Annotated in this window: 18 protein-coding genes; 6 read left to right on the plus strand and 12 right to left on the minus strand. The window is 73.2% G+C overall.

All coding sequences use genetic code 11. From position 1 onward, the window contains the following. Positions 1-20: 20 nt before the first annotated feature. From OHA34_RS20510 to OHA34_RS20545, 8 genes are all read right to left on the minus strand, one after another. Positions 21-425, minus strand: coding sequence for a hypothetical protein (locus OHA34_RS20510; RefSeq protein ID WP_285944331.1), 405 nt, complete (start codon positions 423-425; stop codon positions 21-23). A 107-nt stretch (positions 426-532) separates the two neighbouring features. Next, positions 533-1,327, minus strand: a complete 795-nt coding sequence (gene proC / locus OHA34_RS20515; RefSeq protein ID WP_329518589.1) for a pyrroline-5-carboxylate reductase — start codon at positions 1,325-1,327, stop codon at positions 533-535. A gap of 300 nt (positions 1,328-1,627) precedes the next feature. Next, positions 1,628-2,548, minus strand: coding sequence for a proline dehydrogenase family protein (locus OHA34_RS20520; protein WP_329518590.1), 921 nt, complete (start codon positions 2,546-2,548; stop codon positions 1,628-1,630). Between the two features lie 69 nt (positions 2,549-2,617). Then, positions 2,618-3,808, minus strand: coding sequence for an LCP family protein (locus OHA34_RS20525; protein ID WP_285944334.1), 1,191 nt, complete (start codon positions 3,806-3,808; stop codon positions 2,618-2,620). A gap of 123 nt (positions 3,809-3,931) precedes the next feature. Then, on the minus strand, positions 3,932-4,666 hold the full coding sequence (locus OHA34_RS20530) for an ABC transporter permease (RefSeq protein WP_329518591.1): 735 nt from the start codon (positions 4,664-4,666) through the stop codon (positions 3,932-3,934). Beyond that, positions 4,663-5,394: an ABC transporter ATP-binding protein gene (locus tag OHA34_RS20535; RefSeq protein WP_285944336.1), complete on the minus strand. Its 732-nt coding sequence runs from the start codon at positions 5,392-5,394 to the stop codon at positions 4,663-4,665. Before OHA34_RS20535 ends, OHA34_RS20530 begins: the two co-directional genes overlap by 4 nt. A 131-nt stretch (positions 5,395-5,525) precedes the next feature. After that, positions 5,526-6,167: a TetR/AcrR family transcriptional regulator gene (locus OHA34_RS20540; RefSeq protein WP_329518592.1), complete on the minus strand. Its 642-nt coding sequence runs from the start codon at positions 6,165-6,167 to the stop codon at positions 5,526-5,528. Then, positions 6,164-7,048, minus strand: coding sequence for a sugar phosphate isomerase/epimerase family protein (locus OHA34_RS20545; protein ID WP_285944338.1), 885 nt, complete (start codon positions 7,046-7,048; stop codon positions 6,164-6,166). Before OHA34_RS20545 ends, OHA34_RS20540 begins: the two co-directional genes overlap by 4 nt. A gap of 157 nt (positions 7,049-7,205) precedes the next feature. Between OHA34_RS20545 and OHA34_RS20550 the strand changes: the two genes are divergently transcribed. The 4 genes from OHA34_RS20550 (at position 7,206) to disA (ending at position 11,881) form a co-directional block, all read left to right on the plus strand. Then, complete coding sequence (locus OHA34_RS20550) at positions 7,206-7,904, plus strand: class I SAM-dependent methyltransferase (protein WP_285944339.1); 699 nt, start codon at positions 7,206-7,208, stop codon at positions 7,902-7,904. Between the two features lie 99 nt (positions 7,905-8,003). Beyond that, the gene (locus tag OHA34_RS20555; protein ID WP_329518593.1) at positions 8,004-9,062 is read left to right on the plus strand and encodes an alpha/beta fold hydrolase; all 1,059 of its coding nucleotides are present in this window, start codon (positions 8,004-8,006) and stop codon (positions 9,060-9,062) included. A 52-nt stretch (positions 9,063-9,114) separates the two neighbouring features. Further along, a complete protein-coding gene (gene radA / locus OHA34_RS20560; protein ID WP_329518594.1) occupies positions 9,115-10,686 on the plus strand; it encodes a DNA repair protein RadA in 1,572 nt (523 codons plus the stop codon). Between the two features lie 112 nt (positions 10,687-10,798). Further along, positions 10,799-11,881, plus strand: coding sequence for a DNA integrity scanning diadenylate cyclase DisA (disA, locus tag OHA34_RS20565; protein WP_329518595.1), 1,083 nt, complete (start codon positions 10,799-10,801; stop codon positions 11,879-11,881). Between the two features lie 70 nt (positions 11,882-11,951). On the opposite strand, the gene OHA34_RS20570 is transcribed toward disA, so the two are convergent. Next, a complete protein-coding gene (locus OHA34_RS20570; protein ID WP_329518596.1) occupies positions 11,952-12,647 on the minus strand; it encodes a hypothetical protein in 696 nt (231 codons plus the stop codon). Positions 12,648-12,714: 67 nt separating this feature from the next. Between OHA34_RS20570 and OHA34_RS20575 the strand changes: the two genes are divergently transcribed. Further along, positions 12,715-13,587, plus strand: coding sequence for an A/G-specific adenine glycosylase (locus OHA34_RS20575; RefSeq protein WP_285944343.1), 873 nt, complete (start codon positions 12,715-12,717; stop codon positions 13,585-13,587). Positions 13,588-13,627: 40 nt separating this feature from the next. On the opposite strand, the gene OHA34_RS20580 is transcribed toward OHA34_RS20575, so the two are convergent. Further along, positions 13,628-14,476, minus strand: a complete 849-nt coding sequence (locus tag OHA34_RS20580) for an alpha/beta fold hydrolase (RefSeq protein WP_329518597.1) — start codon at positions 14,474-14,476, stop codon at positions 13,628-13,630. A gap of 56 nt (positions 14,477-14,532) precedes the next feature. Next, positions 14,533-15,915 (minus strand): serine hydrolase, encoded by a 1,383-nt coding sequence (locus OHA34_RS20585; RefSeq protein ID WP_285944345.1) that lies wholly within the window; start codon positions 15,913-15,915, stop codon positions 14,533-14,535. Positions 15,916-16,170: 255 nt separating this feature from the next. On the opposite strand from OHA34_RS20585, the gene add reads away from it, so the two are divergent. Next, positions 16,171-17,148: an adenosine deaminase gene (gene add / locus OHA34_RS20590; protein ID WP_329518598.1), complete on the plus strand. Its 978-nt coding sequence runs from the start codon at positions 16,171-16,173 to the stop codon at positions 17,146-17,148. Positions 17,149-17,213: 65 nt separating this feature from the next. Here add and OHA34_RS20595 read toward each other — a convergent pair whose 3' ends face one another. After that, complete coding sequence (locus OHA34_RS20595) at positions 17,214-18,005, minus strand: DUF1838 family protein (RefSeq protein ID WP_329518599.1); 792 nt, start codon at positions 18,003-18,005, stop codon at positions 17,214-17,216. Positions 18,006-18,091 lie beyond the last annotated feature (86 nt).

Raw genomic sequence — 18,091 nt, forward strand, 5'->3', positions numbered from 1 at the left:
CCGGGTGACGCGGAAGGACCTCAGAGGCGGGCGGCGTTCTCCGGCTCGCGGGACGACCGCTTCCCCCGCACGGTGAGGAGACCGGCCAGCGCCGCGAGCGCCGCCACGCCCTCTCCGGCCAGGCTGATGGTCTTGTCGGAGTACCAGACCGGCTCGTGCATGTCCGGGAGCGGCCAGAGCGCCCCCACGTCGACGAAGTAGTAGAGCAGCAAGGCGCCGGCCGCGCTCGCCGCCACCAGGAACGCGAGCGCGTACGACCAGCGGCGGGCCGCGACCAGGACCAGGACCGCGACCACGGCCGCGACCACCCCCTGGACGCGGAACAGCAGATCACCGCCGATCGCGCCGCCCTCCACGTAGGCCATGTCGGGAGCGAACCGCCAGTGCACGACGGCGTCGACGACGAGACCGGCGGCCACGAGCACGCGGAGCAGAATACCCATACCTCTTACACGGCCGCGGGCCCCCGATCGGCTCAATCTCCGGGCCGCCGATCCGGCGGCGGGTCCACGTCGGCGGACGTCGGCGGACGTCAGCCGCCGGCCAGCTCGCGGCCCCGGTTGCGGGCGGCCTCGATGGCCTCCAGCACGGCGGCGCGGACCCCGTGCCGCTCCAGCTCGCGGATGGCGGCGATCGTCGTCCCGCCCGGGGAGGTGACGGCCTCGCGCAGCAGCACCGGGTGCTCGCCGGAGTCGCGGAGCATCACCGCGGCGCCCACGGCCGACTGGATCACCATCTCCAGCGCCGCGGCGCGCGGCATGCCGAGCAGGATGCCGGCGTCGACCATCGCCTCGACCAGGTAGTAGAAGTACGCGGGGCCGCTTCCGGACAGCGCGGTGGCGCCGTCCTGGAGCGACTCGGGGATGCGCAGCACCTTGCCGACCGGGGACAGCAGCTCCTCGGCGAGCTTGAGGTGCTCCTCGGCGGCGTGCGATCCGGCCGAGATGACGCTCATCGCCTCGTCCACGTGCACCGGGGTGTTGGACATGACCCGGACGACCGGGACGCCGGCCGGGAGCCGCTCCTCGACGAACCCGGTGGTGATCCCGGCCGCCATCGAGATCACCAGGCGGCCGGCCGGGATGCGCGGGCCGGCCTCGTCCAGCAGGGCGCCCATGTCCTGCGGCTTGACCGCCAGGATCAGCGTCTCGGCGGTCTCGGCGGCCTCGACGTTGGTGACGATCTCGATGCCGTACCGCTCGCGCAGCAGCGCGCCGCGCTCCTCGCGGCGGGCGGTCGCCATCAGCTCGGACGGGCGGCGACCGGCCCGGAGCACCCCGGACAGCAGTGCCTCGCCCATCTTCCCGGCACCCAGAATCGCGATCATTTGCATACCTGACGTGGGGTTTCAACGACCGCATCACCCTATCGCCCGCCACGCCCAGGACAGCGCGCTCCGTTCCGAGCTCGGTCGGCGCCCGAGCCGCCAGGCGAGGAAGCCGGGCCGGGCAAGCGCAGCCAGGACCTCTTCACAGTGCCTCAACCCTCGCGCGAGCGCGCTACCTGGCCGGTGGGGCGATGCCGGAGGCGAGCCTCACGGGCCAGATCGCGAAGCGATGTCGCGCTCGCCCAAGCCAGGTCGGCGCCCGAGCCGCCAGGCGAGGGCACCGGGCCGGGCGAAAAACAACTACGCGCGGGTGGCGACCGAGCGCAGGAGGAAGCCGAGGTTGGACGGGCGCTCGGCCAGCCGGCGCATGAAGTAGGCGTACCACTCGGCTCCGTACGCGACGTAGACGCGGACCTGGGAGCCCTGCCCGGCCAGCCGCAGCTGCTCCTGCGGGCGGATGCCGTAGAGCATCTGGTACTCGAAGGTGTCGGCGTCGCGCCCGTTCAGCACCGCGAGCGCCCCGGCGATGTCGATCAGCCGGGGGTCGTGCGTGGCCAGCATCGGGTAGCCCTTGCCCGCCATCAGGACCTTCATGCACCGCACGAACGACTTGTCGACCTCGGCCCTGTCGGTGAAGGCCACCGACTCGGGCGCCGCGTAGGCGCCCTTGCACAGCCGGACGCGGGAACCCTCGAACGCCAGCTCGGCGCACACCTCCTCGGCCCTGCGCAGGTACGACTGGACGACCGCGCCGGTCTCGGGGAAGTCGCGGCGCAGCTCCTGCACCGTGAGGAGCGTGGACCTGACCGTGGAGAAGCCTTCAAGGTCGACGGTGACGGTGGTGCTCGCGGAGCGGGCGGCAGAGCAGACCAGCCGGGCGTTCTCCAGCGCGAGGGCGTCGTCGACCGGCTGGCCGACCGCCGTGAGCTTCAGCGAGACCTCGGCGCGGGTGCCGAGCCCGGCCGCGCCCAGCCCTTCGAGCAGCTCGACGTACTGCGCGGTGGTCCTGGCGGCCTGGCGGGCGCCCTGGACGTCCTCGCCGAGGACGTCCAGGCTCACCAGCAGGCCCTCCGCGGTCAGCTCCTCGGTGACGCGCCGCGCGTCGTCGATCGTCTCGCCCGCGATGAACCGCCGGACGACGTCGCGGCCGAAGGGCGCGGTGTTCACGATCCTGCGCGCGCCAACGCTGCGTGAGGCCGCGAGCAGGGCCTGACGAAGCACTTCACACCCCTTGTCCACAGGGGCGGCGTCGTCCCTGTGGCCCCAGGCTACGCCCCGCCCGGACGGCGCTCAGGAGACGGTGCCGACGCTGTTGACCCCGCCGTACCGCTTGACGTAGTCGGCCATCTCGGCGGTCTTCACGGCCTCGAACAGGGCGGACGACTTGGCCTTGTCGAGCAGCACCACGCTCTGCTTGCCGCGCTGCGCGCTGCCCTTGTTGGGCGCGGTCAGGAACTGCACGTCGCCGGCCCGGATGCCGCGCAGGCTGACCGCCAGCGAGCGCAGCTTGCCGGCCGAGACGCCGTCGTCCACGCTGATCGACTTGGTGAACGCCGACAGGAACCGGTCGAGCTTGAGCGGGTTGCTGACCGTGCCGCCGTTCGCGGCCTTCTTCGCCAGCGCCCCGAGGAACGCCTGCTGCCGCCTGATCCGGTCGAAGTCGCCGTTCGGCAGGTTGTAGCGCTGCCGGACGAACAGCAGCGCCTTCTCGCCGTCCAGCGTCTGCCGGCCCGCCGTCCAGTTCACCTTGCGGGCGGGGTCGTAGACGCTCTGCTTGATGTCGATCTCGACGCCGCCGAGCGCGTCGGTCATCGTCTTGAACCCGGCGAAGTCGATCGCGCCGAAGTGGTCGACGCGGGCACCGGTGAGGTGCTCCACGGTCTCGATGAGCAGCTTCGGGCCCCCGAAGGAGAACGCCGCGTTGATCTTCTGGGCGCCGTAGCCGGGGATGTTCACCCACGAGTCGCGCGGGAACGAGATCACGTACGCCTTGCTGCGGTCGGCCGGGAGGTGCAGCAGCATGATGGTGTCGGACCGCTGCCCGCCGGGCTTCCACACGTCGTTGCCGTCGCCGGTGGTGCCGGCGTCGGCGCGGGTGTCGGAGCCGACGAGCAGCCAGTTCTCGGTGCCGGTCACGTTGGGCCCGGGGCGCTGCCCGCCGGGCATGACGCCGTGCACCCGGTCGATGTTGCCGTTGTAGGACGACTGCCGCTGCCACAGGAGGGCGCCGGTACCGGCGACGATCAGCGCGACGAAGACGCCCACGGCGATGAGGACCCGCGGCCAGCGGCGCTTCCGGCGCCGGTGCCCGTCGCCGCCGGACCCGGCCTCGCCGCCCTCGCCGCCGGACCCGCCCTCGCCCCAGAAGGCGTTCGCGTCGTCCGGACCGGGCCGGCCCGGCATGACCGGGTCCGCCGCTTGCGGCTGCGCGCCTGCGGGCTGCTGCGGCGCCGGAGGGCCGGACGGGTTCACGGGGCTCATGGCGCCGAAGCTACCAGCAGGACCCCATCGGGAATCGCCGCTTTCGCCTGGGTGTCCGGATCGGGGCACGAGGACCGCCGGACGGGTCCGGTCGAGGGGGCGCGGCCCGCCGGACGGGCCGGTTCAGGGGGTACGGCGGCGCAGCGTGGCCGCTCCGAGCATCAGGGCCAGCAGCGCGCACCCGGCGATGACCGCCAGGTCGACGGCCAGGGAACCGGTGAAGCCGGTCTCGCGGCTCACCTCCTGCATCCCGTCCACCGCGTAGGTCAGCGGCAGCACCCGGGAGATCGCCTCCAGCCAGGACGCCATCTGGTCGCGCGGCATGATCAGCCCGCACAGCAGCGCCTGGGGCAGCACGAACGCGGGCATGAACTGGACCGCCTGGAACTCGGTGCGCGCGAACGCGCTGGCGAACAGGCCGAGCGCCATGCCGAGCAGCGCGTCCAGCACCGCCACCAGGACCAGCGCCCACACCGGCCCGGCCAGGTCCAGGCCGAGCCAGGTCAGCGAGATCAGCAGCACCACGCCGACCTGGACCAGGGCGATCAGGCCGAAGGCCAGCGCGTAGCCGAACAGCAGGTCCAGCTTGCCGAGCGGCGTGGTCATCAGCCGTTCCAGCGTGCCGCCGGTGCGCTCGCGCAAGGTGCCGACGCTGGCCACGATGAACATGATCACGAACGGGAACACGCCGAGCAGCATCGGCCCGACCCGGTCGAAGGTCTCGGGCCGGTCGAAGACGTACCGCAGCAGGATCATCAGCAGGCTGGGCACGCCGACCAGCAGTCCCAGGGTGCGGCGGTCGTGGCGGAGCTGCACCAGGATGCGGCGCGTCGTGGCGAGGGTGATCGTGAGGCTCATGCCGTGCTCCCGCCGCGCTCGGTGATCAGCCGGAGGAAGGCCCCCTCCAGGTCGGCGGCCCCGGTGCGGGACCGCAGGGACTCGGGCGCGCCGTCCGCCAGGACGCGGCCCTCGCGCATCAGCAGCAGCCGGTCGGTGCGGCCCGCCTCGTCCATGACGTGGCTGGACACGATGAGGGTGGTGCCGCGGCCCGCAAGCTCGCGGAACAGCTCCCACAGCTCCTGGCGCAGCACCGGGTCCAGGCCGACGGTCGGCTCGTCCAGGACGAGCAGTTCGGGGCCGCCGAGCAGGGCGACGGCGAGGTTGACCCGGGTGAGCTGTCCGCCGGACAGGGTCGCCGCGACCTGGTCGCGGTGCCGGCCGAGCCCGACCTCGTCGACCACCCGGGCGGGGTCCGAGCGGGGCGCGCCGAGGACGGCGGCGAAGTACCGCAGGTTCTCGCCCACGCTGAGGTCGCCGTAGACGGCGGGCGCCTGGGTGGCGTACCCGACGCGGCGGCGCAGCGCGGGCGAGCCGGCCGGCTCGCCGAGCACGGTCACCGTGCCGCTCTTGACGATCTGCACCCCGACCAGGGCCCGCATCAGGGTGGTCTTGCCGCAGCCGCTCGGGCCGAGCAGTCCGAGCAGCGAGCCGCGGGCCGCCTCGAAGCCGATCCCGTACAGGACGTCCCGGCCGCCGCGCTCCACCCGGAGGTCGCGGACGCTGACCGCTGGAACTGAACTCATCATGTGTTGAATTTAGATCGCCGAACCGGCCCGGTCAAGGAGAGCGGGCGGAGCGGACGTCCGGAAACACCAAAATCCCCAGGGCGAGGGCCCAGGGGACGCATGGGAGGGAGAGGAGGGGACGGGACGGCGGTTCAGCCGTCGCCGTCAGGCGGTCCTTCGGTGAGGTGGCGCTGGAGCGTCGGGCCGAGGAGCGCGACGAGCTCGTCCTCGGAGGCGGAGGCGATCGGCTCCACCCGCAGCACGTACCGCAGGATCATCGCGCCGATGAGCTGCCCCGCGGCGGCGTTCACCCGGAGCGCCGGGATGCCCTGCGCCTCGCCCGCGCGCGCGAACAGCTCGGTCACCACGAACTCGCGCATCATCGCGGCGGCCCGCTCGTTGGTCATCGCCGAGCGGAGCATGGCCAGGATCGGCGCGCGGCGCTCCTCGTCGCCCCAGACCTCCAGGAACGTGCGCGCCAGCGCCTCGCCGCGCCGTTCCGCGGGCGCCGCCATGATCCTCGGCAGCAGCCGGGACGGATCGACCGGGAACCGCATGGCCTGGACGAACACGCCCTCCTTGTTGCCGAAGAAGTGGTGCACCAGCGCGGGATCGACCCCGGCGGCCCGCGCGATGGCGCGCAGCGAGGCGCCGTCGTAGCCCTTCTCCGCGAACAGCCCGCGCGCCGCGGCCAGGATCGCCTCGCGGGTCTCGGTCGGCCCGGGACGGCGCCCGGGGCCCCGTCCCGGCCTCGCGGCAGCGGGCCCGGCCGGCGGACGCGCCGCCTCGCTCACCGCGTGCTCCGAGGGGAGACCTCACCGCCCGGGGTGACCTCCCAGGTGCGGTCGGCGGCGGCCAGGTGCAGGCGGGCGAAGGCGAGGGCCTCGGCCAGGTCCTCGGTCCGCTCGGCCCGGGAGGCGGCGCGGCGGGTGTTGACCTCCAGGACGACGTGGCCGCGGAACGCGCCGTCGGCGAGCGTCTCCAGGATCGGTCCGCACGGCTGGCCGCCCCGTCCCGGCACCAGGTGCTCGTCCTTGTTGGTGGTGCCGAGGCCGTCGGCGAGGTGCAGGTGCCGCAGCCGGTCGCCGAGCAGCCCGGCCATCTCGATCGCGTCGGACCCCGAGACCGCGGTGTGCGACAGGTCGAGGGTCACGTACGGATAGTCCTGGTCGACGGGGTTCCAGTCGGGCAGGTACATGCCGGCCTCGGCGCCGCGCGCCTTCAGCGGGAACATGTTCTCGACCGCGAAGAGGACGTCGGTCTCGTCCTGCATGCGGGCCAGCCCCTCGACGAACTCCCGCGCGTACTCGCGCTGCCAGCGGAACGGCGGGTGCACCACCACGACCTCGGCGCCGAGCTCCTCGGCGACCTCCTTGGACCGCACCAGCTTGCCCCAGGGCTCGCGGCCCCAGACCCGCTGGGTCAGCAGCAGGCAGGGCGCGTGGATCGACTTGATCGGGACCTGGTGGTACTCGGAGAGCCGGCGCAGCACGTTGAGGTCCTGCGAGGAGGCGTCGGTGGAGACCATCACCTCGATGCCGTCGTATCCCAGCAGCGCGGCCGTCTCGAAGGCGCTCGGCACCTTCTCCGGATAGACCGACGCGGTGGAGAGCGTGATCGGCGCGTCCGGGACGCGGATGACCGGGGTAACGGCACCGTTGTGCTGCGGGGTCAAGGCTCCCTCGCCAGATGGTCGTCAGGGCGATGTTCGTGGGGTCGGGCATTTTCGGCTGTACTCGTGGGAAAGCCTATGCGCCCGCGGCGGCCGAGCGCCCTCCGGCTCGGCGTGATCCTGATTTCTTGACGGCGCCGATGGATACGCTCTGCTGGTCATGGTGGAGATCGCATCGGGCGCCGTCCCCAGCCCCAACATCTGGAACGCCCCGCAGCTGTACGAGATCGAGAACCGCGCCGCCGACCCGGACGGGACGCTGGAGTCGGCGATGCGCGCCATCCGCCCGTGGGACGGCGCGACGGTGCTCGACCTCGGCTGCGGCACCGGCTACCACCTGCCCGCCTTCGCGCGGGACGCGGCGCGGGTGGTCGGGGTGGAGCCGCACGCCGGGCTCGCGGCGGCGGCCCGGCGGCGCGTCCGCGGGCTGCCGAACGTCGCGGTGCGCGTCGGCGCGGCGCAGGCGCTGCCGCTGCCGGACGCGTCGGTCGACGTGGTGCACGTCCGCTGGGCCTACTTCTTCGGGCCCGGCTGCGAGCCGGGGCTGGCCGAGCTCGACCGCGTGGTGCGGCGCGGCGGCGCCATCTTCGTCATCGACAACGACGCGACCCGGTCCACCTTCGGCGGCTGGTTCCGGCGGAGCCTGCCGTCCTACGACCCGGGGGCCGTCGAGCGGTTCTGGTCGCGGCGCGGATTCTCCCGCGAGCCGCTGATGATCCGCTGGTCGTTCCAGAGCCGGGACGACCTGGCCGCGGTGCTGCGGATCGAGTTCCCCGCCGAGCTGGCCGCCGCGTGCCTGCGCGAGCATCCCGGGCTGGAGGTGGACTACGCGGTGAATCTGTGGTGGCGTTGCCCTTGAAGTTACTGACGGGTTGGTCACATTCGGGAATCCACCCTGGCCGCTACTGACCCGCTGTACAACAATGGCCGCGCAGACGCCGGAGGGGGAGGACCGACCATGGGCCGTGCCGCCAGGACGAGCCGCACCATCCTTGCCGCGACCGCGCTCGGCGCGGGCGCCGCCGGAGCCGGGCTCGCCGCGCAGCGCCGCGCCGTGCGCCGGCTCCAGCTCCGGCCCGACCCCTACGCGGGCGAGCCGTTCGGCTCGCTGCGCGGGCGTCCCGTGCCGGTGCGCGCGGGCGACGGCACCCGCCTGTACGCCGAGATCGACGGCGCCGACCGCACCGACCTGGCCGTGGTCTTCTCGCACGGCTGGACGCTCACCCAGGACTCCTGGCACTTCCAGCGCAAGGCGCTGCGCGGCCTCGGCCGGCTGGTCTTCTGGGACCAGCGCGGGCACGGCCGCTCCGACGGCGGCGCCCGCGACGGCTACGCCCTCCCCGGGCTCGCCGGCGACCTGGCCGCGGTGATCGAGCGGACCGTCCCCGAGGACACCCCGGTGGTGCTGGTCGGGCACTCCATGGGCGGCATGACGGTCATGCGGTACGCCGACCGGCACCCCGACCTGATCGGCCGCAGGATCGTCGCGGCCGGCCTGCTGTGCACCTCCTCGGGCGGGCTCGGCGAGGTCGATCTCGGCCTGCCCGCGCTGCTGGCGCGCGGCACCCACCGGGTGCTCCCCCGCGCGCTGCGCGCGGCCGGCGCCGGGTCCCCGCTGATCGAGAAGGTCCGGCACCTCGGCCGGGACGGCTCGATGCTGATCGAGGACCTGATCGCGTTCGGCCCGGACGCCTCCCCCGCCGCGGTCGCGTTCGCCGAGCAGATGATGACCGAGACCCGGATGGACGCGCTCACCGACTTCTTCCGCTCGATGATCACGCACCGGGAGATCAGCGACTGCGCCGCCCTGGGCCGGGCCGACACCCTGGTCATCGGCGCGGAGCACGACGCGCTCACCCCGGTCGAGCACAGCCTGCGGATCGCCACCCGCGTGCCGTCGGCGCGCCTGGAGGTCGTCCCGGGCGCCGGCCACATGGCGATGCTGGAGCGGCCGAGCGTCGTCTCCGACCACCTCGGCGACCTGATCGAACGGGCCCGCAAGACCGTGACCGACTGAGAACCCGGCGCGGACCACGGGGATTGTCGGCGGCACCCTCTACGCTTCGCGCATGGCGAAGGCGAAGACGGCGAAGGCCACCTACCGCTGCTCCGACTGCGGCTGGCAGACCTCCAAGTGGGTGGGGCGCTGTGGCGAGTGCCAGGCGTGGGGCACGGTCACCGAGGCGGGCTCGGCCACCCCGGCGCGGGTGGTCACGGCGGGCGCGGTGAGCGCTCCGGCCCTGCCGATCGGCCAGGTCGACGTCCGGTCCTCGCAGTCCCGGCCCACCGGCCTCGACGAGCTCGACCGGGTGCTCGGCGGCGGCATCGTGCCCGGTGCCGTCGTGCTGCTCGCGGGCGAGCCCGGGATCGGCAAGTCGACGCTGCTCCTCGAGGTCGCCGCGCTCGCCTCCACCGCGTCCGACTCCGCCGCCGACGCGCAGCGGTTCGCCTCCGCCAACGGCACCGCCAACGGCACCGGCACCGGCCCGGCGGACGGCGCCGCGACGGGGGTTCCGCAGCAGAGGGGCGGCGGGGAGTCCCTCCCCTGGCAGCCGGCGTCCGAACAGGAAGACCGGACCCCCACTCCCGTGCTCTACATCACCGGTGAGGAGTCGGCCGAGCAGGTTCGGCTGCGCGCCGACCGGGTCGGCGCGATCACCGACGACCTCTACCTGGCCGCCGAGACCGAGCTGTCGGCCGTGCTCGGGCACATCGAGACCGTCCGGCCCACCCTGGTGGTGGTCGACTCCATCCAGACGATCGGCACCTCCGAGGTCGACGGCGCCCCCGGCGGCGTCACGCAGATCCGCGAGGTCGCCGCCAACCTCATCCGGGTCGCCAAGGAGCGCGGCATCACCGTGGTCCTGGTCGGGCACGTGACCAAGGAGGGCGCGATCGCCGGCCCGCGCCTGCTCGAGCACCTGGTCGACGTGGTGCTCTACTTCGAGGGCGACCGGCACAGCCGGCTCCGCATGATCCGCGCCGTCAAGAACCGCTACGGCCCCACCGACGAGCTCGGCTGCTTCGACCTGTCCGAGGTCGGCATCGTCGGGCTGCCCGACCCGAGCGGGCTGTTCCTGACCCGCCGCGACGAGCCCGTCCCCGGCACCTGCGTGACCGTCACGCTGGAGGGCCGCCGGCCGCTGGTCGCCGAGGTGCAGGCGCTGGTCGCCAAGTCGCACCTGCCCGCGCCGCGCCGGGCGACCTCCGGGCTCGACACCTCCCGCGTGTCGATGGTGCTGGCCGTCCTCGCCCAGCGCTGCAAGATCTCCATGCACGAGCAGGACGTGTACGTCTCGACCGTCGGCGGCGTCCGGCTGTCGGAGACCTCGGTCGACCTCGCGCTCGCGCTCGCGGTCGCCGGGTCCACCGTCGAGCAGTCCCTGTCGAGCAGCCTGATCGCGCTCGGCGAGGTCGGGCTGGCGGGCGAGGTGCGGGTCGTCCCGGGGGTCCAGCGGCGGCTGGCCGAGGCCGCCCGGCTCGGCTTCAAGCACGCGGTCGTCCCGCGCGGTTCGCTGGAACTCGCCGACGGCTCCCCGCTCAAGCGGGCCGATCCCCAGCTCTCGAGTTACGAGGGGATGAAGGTGATGGAGGTCGACAGCCTGCAACAAGCGCTGCAAGTATCCTTTACAGCGCCGTAACACGCGTCACGCCAGAGTATTACGCCACGCGGCACATGCTGCGACCAGGGGAGGAACCGGTCCGGGCCCCTCCTCGGTAAACTGACGCCGTCCAGCGACCTCCGGGGGCCAGGTGCCAGCACACGACAAGGCTCATGACGAACGACGCCGCGCCACGCTCGCCGCGGTGGCCCCGGGCACCCAGATCCGCGACGGTCTGGAACGCATCCTGCGGGGGCACACCGGCGGTCTGATCGTGCTCGGCTACGACCGGCTCGTCCAGGAGCTGTGCACCGGGGGCTTCGAACTCGACGTCGAGTTCTCCGCCACCCGGCTGCGCGAGCTCGCCAAGATGGACGGGGCCATCGTCCTCGACAGCACCCACGGGCGCATCGTGCGCGCCGCGGTGCATCTCGTACCCGACTCCACCCTGCCCACCGAGGAGTCGGGCACCAGGCACCGCACCGCCGAGCGGGTCGCCAGGCAGACCCGCTATCCGGTGATCTCGGTCAGCCAGTCGATGCACATCATCGCGCTCTACCTCGACGGCATCCGCTACGTCCTGGAGGACTCGGCGGCCATCCTGTCCAAGGCCAACCAGGCCCTGGCCACCCTCGAGCGCTACAAGCTGCGGCTCGACGAGGTGTCGGGCACGCTGTCCGCGCTGGAGATCGAGGACCTGGTCACGGTCCGCGACGTCGCCGCCGTGGTGCAGCGGCTGGAGATGGTGCGCCGGATCGCCGACGAGATCGAGGGGTACGTCGTCGAGCTCGGCACCGACGGCCGGCTGCTCTCGCTCCAGCTCGACGAACTGGTCTCCGGCGTCGACGTCGACCGGGAGCTGATCGTCCGCGACTACCCGTCCGCGGGCGCCCGCGACCGCGGGGTCGACGCCGTGCTGACCGCGCTCGACGTGCTGTCGGCCAACGACCTGCTCGACCTGTCGACCGTCGCCGAGGTGATGGGGTTCACCGGTCCCGACTCGCTCGACCTGCCGGTCAGCCCCAAGGGCTACCGCCTGCTCGCCAAGGTGCCGCGGCTGCCGAGCCTGGTGATCGAGCGCCTCGTCGAGCACTTCGGCGGCCTCCAGAAGCTCCTGGCCGCGGGCATCGACGACCTCCAGGCCGTCGGCGGCGTGGGCGAATCGCGCGCCCGCAGCGTCCGCGAGGGGCTGTCCCGGCTGGCCGAGTCGTCCATCCTCGAACGCTACGTCTGACGGGCCGCCCCGAACCGGGCGGCCCGGGCCTCCCGGTGCCGCGAACCGCCCCTCGCGGGCCGGGCGGCGGTCAGCGCAGGTGGAAGACCTGGTCGTCGACCTTGGCGCCGGCGGCCTTGACCGTCGCGACGTAGGTGCCGGGCCGGGCGGTCCTCCGGTCGCCCTTGCAGCCGTCCGAGCCGCGCTTGCGGTCCCAGCCGACCGTGTCGACGTACGGGACGCCGCGGCGCAGCGTCTTGACCGACGAGCCGTCGCCCCGCCCGCACTGCGCCGACGACCAGACCTGGTCGGGCCCGGACGTGATCCGCACGTCCAGCGCCCGCGACCCGACGTCGAACGTGCATGTCCGCTTGCCGGTGTTGACGGCCGTCACCCGGAAACTCGGCCGATCGCCGCCCGCGTAGGTGGCGCGGGTCACCGCCATCGCGATCACGACGTCGCCGGGCGCGCAGGCGTCACCGTCCTTCGCGGCGGGCGCGGCGGTGGAGGTGGCGGTGGAGGTGGCGGTGGCGGTGGCGGTGGCGGTGGCCTTGGTCGTCGCGGTGACCGTCACCGTCGGCATCGCCGTGGGCGCGGGCGGCACGCCCGGGCTCGCGCCGGCCACCTCGGCGGCGTTGTGCGGCGGCTTCCCATCGTCGCCGCCGCCCGCGCAGGCCCAGGTCAGCAGGCCCACGACGCCGACCACCCCGATCAGCGCGACGGCGCGCCGCCGCCAGTACTCGTCCAGTCCAGAAGCGTCGGTATCACGTCCAGTGTCCGAACCCATACGGTCAGTATGCGTTTGTTTATCTGGTGAGCGGTGGAGAACCGCCGTGCCAGAATGGCGAGTCGTCATGAATTCCACCCACACCGACCAGATTCTCGACTGGTATGCCGCCAATGCCCGGGACCTGCCCTGGCGCGCGCCGGACGCGACCCCCTGGAGCGTCCTGGTCAGCGAGATCATGCTCCAGCAGACACCGGTGAACCGCGTCCTGCCGGCCTGGTCCGCCTGGACGGCGCGCTGGCCCACGCCCGGCGCGCTCGCCGCCGAGCCGTCCGGCGAGGCGGTCCGGGCCTGGGGGCGGCTCGGCTACCCGCGCCGCGCCCTGCGCCTGCACCAGAGCGCCCGCGCGATCGTCGAACGGCACGGCGGCGAGGTCCCCACGTCCCACGGTGACCTGCTCGCGCTGCCCGGCATCGGCGCCTACACGGCCGCGGCCGTCGCGAGCTTCGCGTTCGGGCAGCGGCACGCCGTGCTCGACACCAACGTCCGCCGCGTCCTGGCGCGGCTGGTCTCGGCGCAGGAGTACCCGCCGAAGTCGCAGACCAAAGCCGAGGTGCGGCTCGCCGAATCGCTGCTCCCGCTCGACCCGCCGACCGCCGCCCGCTGGGGCGTCGCGGTGATGGAGCTCGGCGCCCTCGTCTGCACGGCGCGCTCGCCCCGGTGCGTCGACTGCCCGGTGCTCGGCGCGTGCGCGTGGCAGAAGGCGGGCCGTCCCGCCTACGACGGGCCGCCGCGCAAGGGCCAGACCTACGCGGGCACCGACCGGCAGTGCCGGGGCCGCATTCTGGCCGTCCTCCGCGACGCCGAGGGCCCGGTGGGCAAGCCCGCGCTGGACGTGGTCTGGTCCGACTCCGTCCAGCGCGAACGCGCCCTCGACGGCCTGGTCTCCGACGGCCTGGTCGACCCGCTGGACGACGGCCGCTACGCCCTCCCCGGCTGACCGGGGAGGGCGCGGCGGCGCGCCGGGCGGCGGCGCTCCGTCAGGCGGCGGCCCTGTCCGCGGCGAGCAGCCACTCCAGCGTGGCCGGGGTCGCGTCGAAGTGGCCCGCGTGACCGGCGTCCTCCTGGCGGACCAGTGTCGCGCCCGGAATCCGCCCGGCGAGCCATTCGCCGTGCGCGACCGGCACGACCGAGTCCTGCGCACCGTGCCAGATCCGCACGGGCACGCCGACCGAGGCGGCGTCGAACCCCCACGGCGAGCCCCATAGGGCGACGACGTCGTCGACCCATCCGTCCAGCCCGGGCCGCATCGCCTCGGCGAACGCGGCGCCGAGCATGTCCCGGATCGCGGGCCGCGCCAGCACCGTCTGCTCGGCCTCCGGCAGCGCGGGCGGAGCCGCGGAGCCGACCGCCGACAGGTGCGTGTGCACGGCGGCCCGACCCAGCAGCGCCGCGATCGCGCTGACCTGGTTGCCTGCCATCATCCCGGCCGTCCAGTCCAGGCCCGCGGCGTCGCGCGGCGCCATGCCGGCCAGCGTGGCGACGCGGGTGACCCGGTCGGGATGGGCGGCGGCGACCGCGAGCGCGTGCGGTCCGCCGCCCGAGACCCCGAACACCGCGAACCGGCCGATCCCGAGCGCGTCGGCGATCGCCACGGCGTCGCCGGCCGCGTCCGCCACCACCCGGCCGGGCGCGGCCTCCGACGCGCCGAACCCCGGCCGGTCGTAGGTGATCAACCGGATTCCGAGCCGGTCGAACAGCTCCCCGTCCGGGTACCGCGCCAGCCGCCCCATCGGAGTGCCGTGCAATGAGAGGACCGGTGTCCCGTCCGGGACGCCCCACTCCTCCGCGGCCAGCGTCCGGCCGTCACCAGTGATCACCTTGTGCATGCCCGCGAACCTATCCACCGGCGGCCCGTCTCAGGGCCGAATCCACAGATAGCGGATTATGGCTGCGACGCGACGCGCCGCTTCTCGTAGGTGTCGACGATGCGGCCGAGCTGGGCGAACTTCTCGGTGTAGGAGAAGGGGTAGGCGCCGGGCTGCGATGCCGGCCGGCGGGCGTCGGTGTACTGGGTGCCGAGGTTCGAGAAGACGGCCACGATGTAGCTGCGCCCGCCCTTGCCCGGCAGGGCCTTGACGATGCCCGCCTCACTGGCGGTGTTGTTCACCCAGCCGGTCTTGTGGGCGAAGGAGACCTCGGCCTTCTTGTTGCACGGCCGTACGTCCCGCCCGAACTTGTTCCCGTCGACGGTCACGGTGCCGTCGGCGCCCACCCAGCGGGACGGCGCCGCGTTGGGAAGGCCAGGCGCGGGGTAGTTCCCGCCGCACCAGTTCGTGGACGACAGCATGTCGTTGAACCCCTGCTGCTTCAGCAGGCCCTGGAACACCCTGCGGGACGCGGCGCTGAGCACGGCGCTCGTGACCGGCTTCCCGTTCGGCGCGGTCCAGGCCCGGCCGGGGACGCCGTTGATGAGCGTCAGCAGCTTGGCGGTGTCGAGCGAGCTCATCGTGACGGCGTTGCCCCAGTGCCCGCCGTTGACCGGGTTGGTGTCCTTGAGCTGGAGCGTCCGCAGCCCGAGGTCCTGGAAGGTCTGGTTGAGCGGGTCGACGGCCTTGTGGTCGTGCAGCAGCTTGACCAGGGCGCAGGACGCGGCGTTCGAGGAGTACGTGAGCGAGGCGTCCATGTACTGCCGAACGGTCTTGCTGCTGGCCTCGCCGCACAGCGAGCTGATCTCGGTCGGCTTGTAGTCGTACACCTGGTCCAGCTTGATGACGCCCTGGTCCACCAGCCGCAGCACGCCGAAGTTGACCATCAGCTTCAGCACCGAGGCCGGGTAGGCGAGCATGTGGTCGACCGGGGCGTTCTCGCGGCCCGGAACCACGTCCACGGTGCCCTGGCCCTTGTTGGCGTACCAGCCGGCGTCGTCCCACTGGCGCCAGCGCACGTCCTCGGTGGACAGGTTCCGGTCGACCGGGACCACGATCCCGTGCTGGTACTTCGGGCTCATCAGTACGGTGCCGGACGAGACCGGCCGGCCCTTGCGGTCCAGCTCGATCACGGTCGCGTCGATCTGCGGCTGCTGGACGATCGGCTTCGGATCGGCGGCGGCGGAGAACAGCCGGGCGAGGTCGCGCGGCTTGCGGGCCTCCTTGTCCACGGGGTTCGCGAGCGACCGGGCCTGGGCCGACTCGGGCGGTGCCATGTCCAGGACGTCCTGGAACCGCAGCCGGTCCATCGTCAGCCGCAGCCGTTCGGCGACCTTGGTCACCTCGCCCTGGCCTCCGACCGTGCCCGCCCGGGTGTTGGCGACCCGGGCGGAGTTCACCGGCCCCGCCCCCGTACTGCACCCCAGTAGCGCCGTCGCCGTTACCAGGCCGACGGGAGCGACAATCCACATGCGCCTCAACTGATTCCCCTTTCGGTTGAGTTCGTGATCATAAAGGCCCTGTAGAAGGAGCAGACGCTGAACTCGACGAAAGGGCTGTTCGAAACGTTCGAGATGGAACACACCACTGCGGGCCGCCACCCCCGGCGCGAAAATCCGTGGCCCCGCGGCACGGCGGAGCCGTACCGTACAGCGGTGCGTGATCTAGCCGAACTCCCCAAGGTCCACCTGCACGTCCACCTTGAGAGCACGCTGCGCTGGGAGACGCTCCGGGAGATCGGCACGGCGAACGGGGTCACGGTCCCCGAGCAGGACGCGACATTCGGCGGATTCGCGGCGTTCTTCGCGCAGAACAGCCTGGTGCGCGACTGCCTGCGCCACCCGGACGACTTCCGCCGAATGGCGCGCGAATACTGCGAGGACGAGGCCGCGCAGGGCACCCGCTACGCCGAGGTGTCGTTCACCGCCGCCGCGCACGGCGAGCGCCTGGACGACCTGGACATGCCGCTGACCGCCGTCCGGGAAGGGCTGGACCAGGGCCGGACCGACTTCGGGATCGACGTCCGCCTGATCCTCGACCACTCCCGGCGCCGGCCGGTGGAGCGGGCCTGGCGGACGCTCGACCTGGCCCGCCGCCACGACGGCGTGGTCGCGGTCGGGCTGGCCGGCGACGAGGCCCATCCCGGCGAGCCGTTCACCGAGGTGTTCGCGGCGGCCCGCGACGCCGGGCTGCACGTGGTGCACCACGCGGGCGAGGGCGCGGGGCCCGGCAGCATCCGGCAGGCCCTGGACGGCGGCCGGACCGAACGGCTCGGGCACGGCATCCGGGTCCTGGACGACCCCGTCCTCGTCGCCGAGGTGCGGGACCGGCAAAGCCCCCTGGAGGTGTGCCCGTCGTCCAACGTCGCGCTCGGGTTCGCCCCCTCGCTCGCCGGGCACCCGCTGCCCAGGCTGCGCGAGGCGGGCCTGGTCGTGACGCTCAACACCGACATCCCGGCGCTGATCGGCACGCCGCTGACCCTGGAGTACGCCCGCGTCCGCGAGACGTTCGGGTACGGCGACGCGGTGCTCGCCGAACTGGCCGCGGCGGGGGTGGACGCCTCGTTCGCCCCGCCCGAGACCAAGGCCCGCCTGCACCACGAGATCGACGCCTGGCTCGCCGGCGAGGCTTAGCCACGTCGGCGAGCGCAGGCAGGGCCCGGCAGGCAGGGCCCGGCCAGACGCCCGGCGGCGCCGCGTCAGCCTTCGGAATCGACCGGGTGACGCTTCTTGAACGCGGTCCAGCTCGTCTCGCTGAACGGGGACCATTCCGTCGGCGCGTGCCGGAACTCCGGCCTCCGCTCCTCGACGAACCGCCGGAGCCCGCCGGGAACCTCGGACCAGCCGGCGACCTTCGCCCCCCGGCAGTGGTAGACGAGGGCGCCGGGCCGGTCCGCCATCCGCATCCAGGGGAGCCAGGGCGCCACCCGGACCCACGACAGCGTGCACGGAACGCTGCCGAGCGCGGGATCGTCCAGGTCGGCGGCGCGGGTGAAGTACTGGAAGAGCTCCATGGCCCGGTAGACGTCGTCCCCGGAGTTCGCCGGGTGGTCGGCGACCGGCAGGGGCGACGGGTAGGCCAGCAGGACATCGGTGTTGAAGACGACGTCGCCGCCGATCCGCGTCCGGGGCAGCCGGAACGGGCCGCGCGGCCCGTCGGCGAGCCAGCGGAAGTCGACCGGGTCGTTCCAGACGTGCTCGACCTCCACGTGCTCGCCGGTGTAGCGGTTGTCCCACCCGTCCGCGACCTCCCGCGAGACCGGGTCGAGGTACCTCGCCGCCTCCCGGCTGAGCAGTTCGATCCCGCCGTCGACGGCGACCGCCCTGGCGACGTTGACGCCGTCGAAACCGAACAGGTGGTGCGGGCCGTCCCCGGGGAGCCACGCGTAGACGTCTCCGGTCCACCAGACGACCGCCTCGCCCCCGCCGCGGCGCGCGCGGGTCCTGACGAGGTCGTCCAGGGCCTGCTCGGGCCCTCTTTCCTGATTCATGCCGGCTCCTCTCAGCGGCCGGTTCCCGGCCGGACGTGGTTCACGACGACATGCCCTCAGCACTCTCGACGCTTACCGCACCGTCC

Source organism: Spirillospora sp. NBC_01491, assembly GCF_036227065.1.
Lineage (GTDB): Bacteria > Actinomycetota > Actinomycetes > Streptosporangiales > Streptosporangiaceae > Spirillospora > Spirillospora xylanilytica.

What these genes read in the sequence shown, in the direction of transcription:
- OHA34_RS20550 (WP_285944339.1), top strand. Translation starts at nt 7,206, where the DNA reads ATGGTGGAGATCGCATCGGGCGCCGTCCCCAGCCCCAACATCTGGAAC.
- OHA34_RS20535 (WP_285944336.1), bottom strand. Translation starts at nt 5,394, where the DNA reads ATGATGAGTTCAGTTCCAGCGGTCAGCGTCCGCGACCTCCGGGTGGAG.
- proC (WP_329518589.1), bottom strand. Translation starts at nt 1,327, where the DNA reads ATGATCGCGATTCTGGGTGCCGGGAAGATGGGCGAGGCACTGCTGTCC.
- OHA34_RS20595 (WP_329518599.1), bottom strand. Translation starts at nt 18,005, where the DNA reads ATGAATCAGGAAAGAGGGCCCGAGCAGGCCCTGGACGACCTCGTCAGG.
- OHA34_RS20555 (WP_329518593.1), top strand. Translation starts at nt 8,004, where the DNA reads ATGGGCCGTGCCGCCAGGACGAGCCGCACCATCCTTGCCGCGACCGCG.
- OHA34_RS20575 (WP_285944343.1), top strand. Translation starts at nt 12,715, where the DNA reads ATGAATTCCACCCACACCGACCAGATTCTCGACTGGTATGCCGCCAAT.
- OHA34_RS20525 (WP_285944334.1), bottom strand. Translation starts at nt 3,808, where the DNA reads ATGAGCCCCGTGAACCCGTCCGGCCCTCCGGCGCCGCAGCAGCCCGCA.
- OHA34_RS20570 (WP_329518596.1), bottom strand. Translation starts at nt 12,647, where the DNA reads ATGGGTTCGGACACTGGACGTGATACCGACGCTTCTGGACTGGACGAG.
- radA (WP_329518594.1), top strand. Translation starts at nt 9,115, where the DNA reads ATGGCGAAGGCGAAGACGGCGAAGGCCACCTACCGCTGCTCCGACTGC.
- OHA34_RS20530 (WP_329518591.1), bottom strand. Translation starts at nt 4,666, where the DNA reads ATGAGCCTCACGATCACCCTCGCCACGACGCGCCGCATCCTGGTGCAG.
- OHA34_RS20580 (WP_329518597.1), bottom strand. Translation starts at nt 14,476, where the DNA reads ATGCACAAGGTGATCACTGGTGACGGCCGGACGCTGGCCGCGGAGGAG.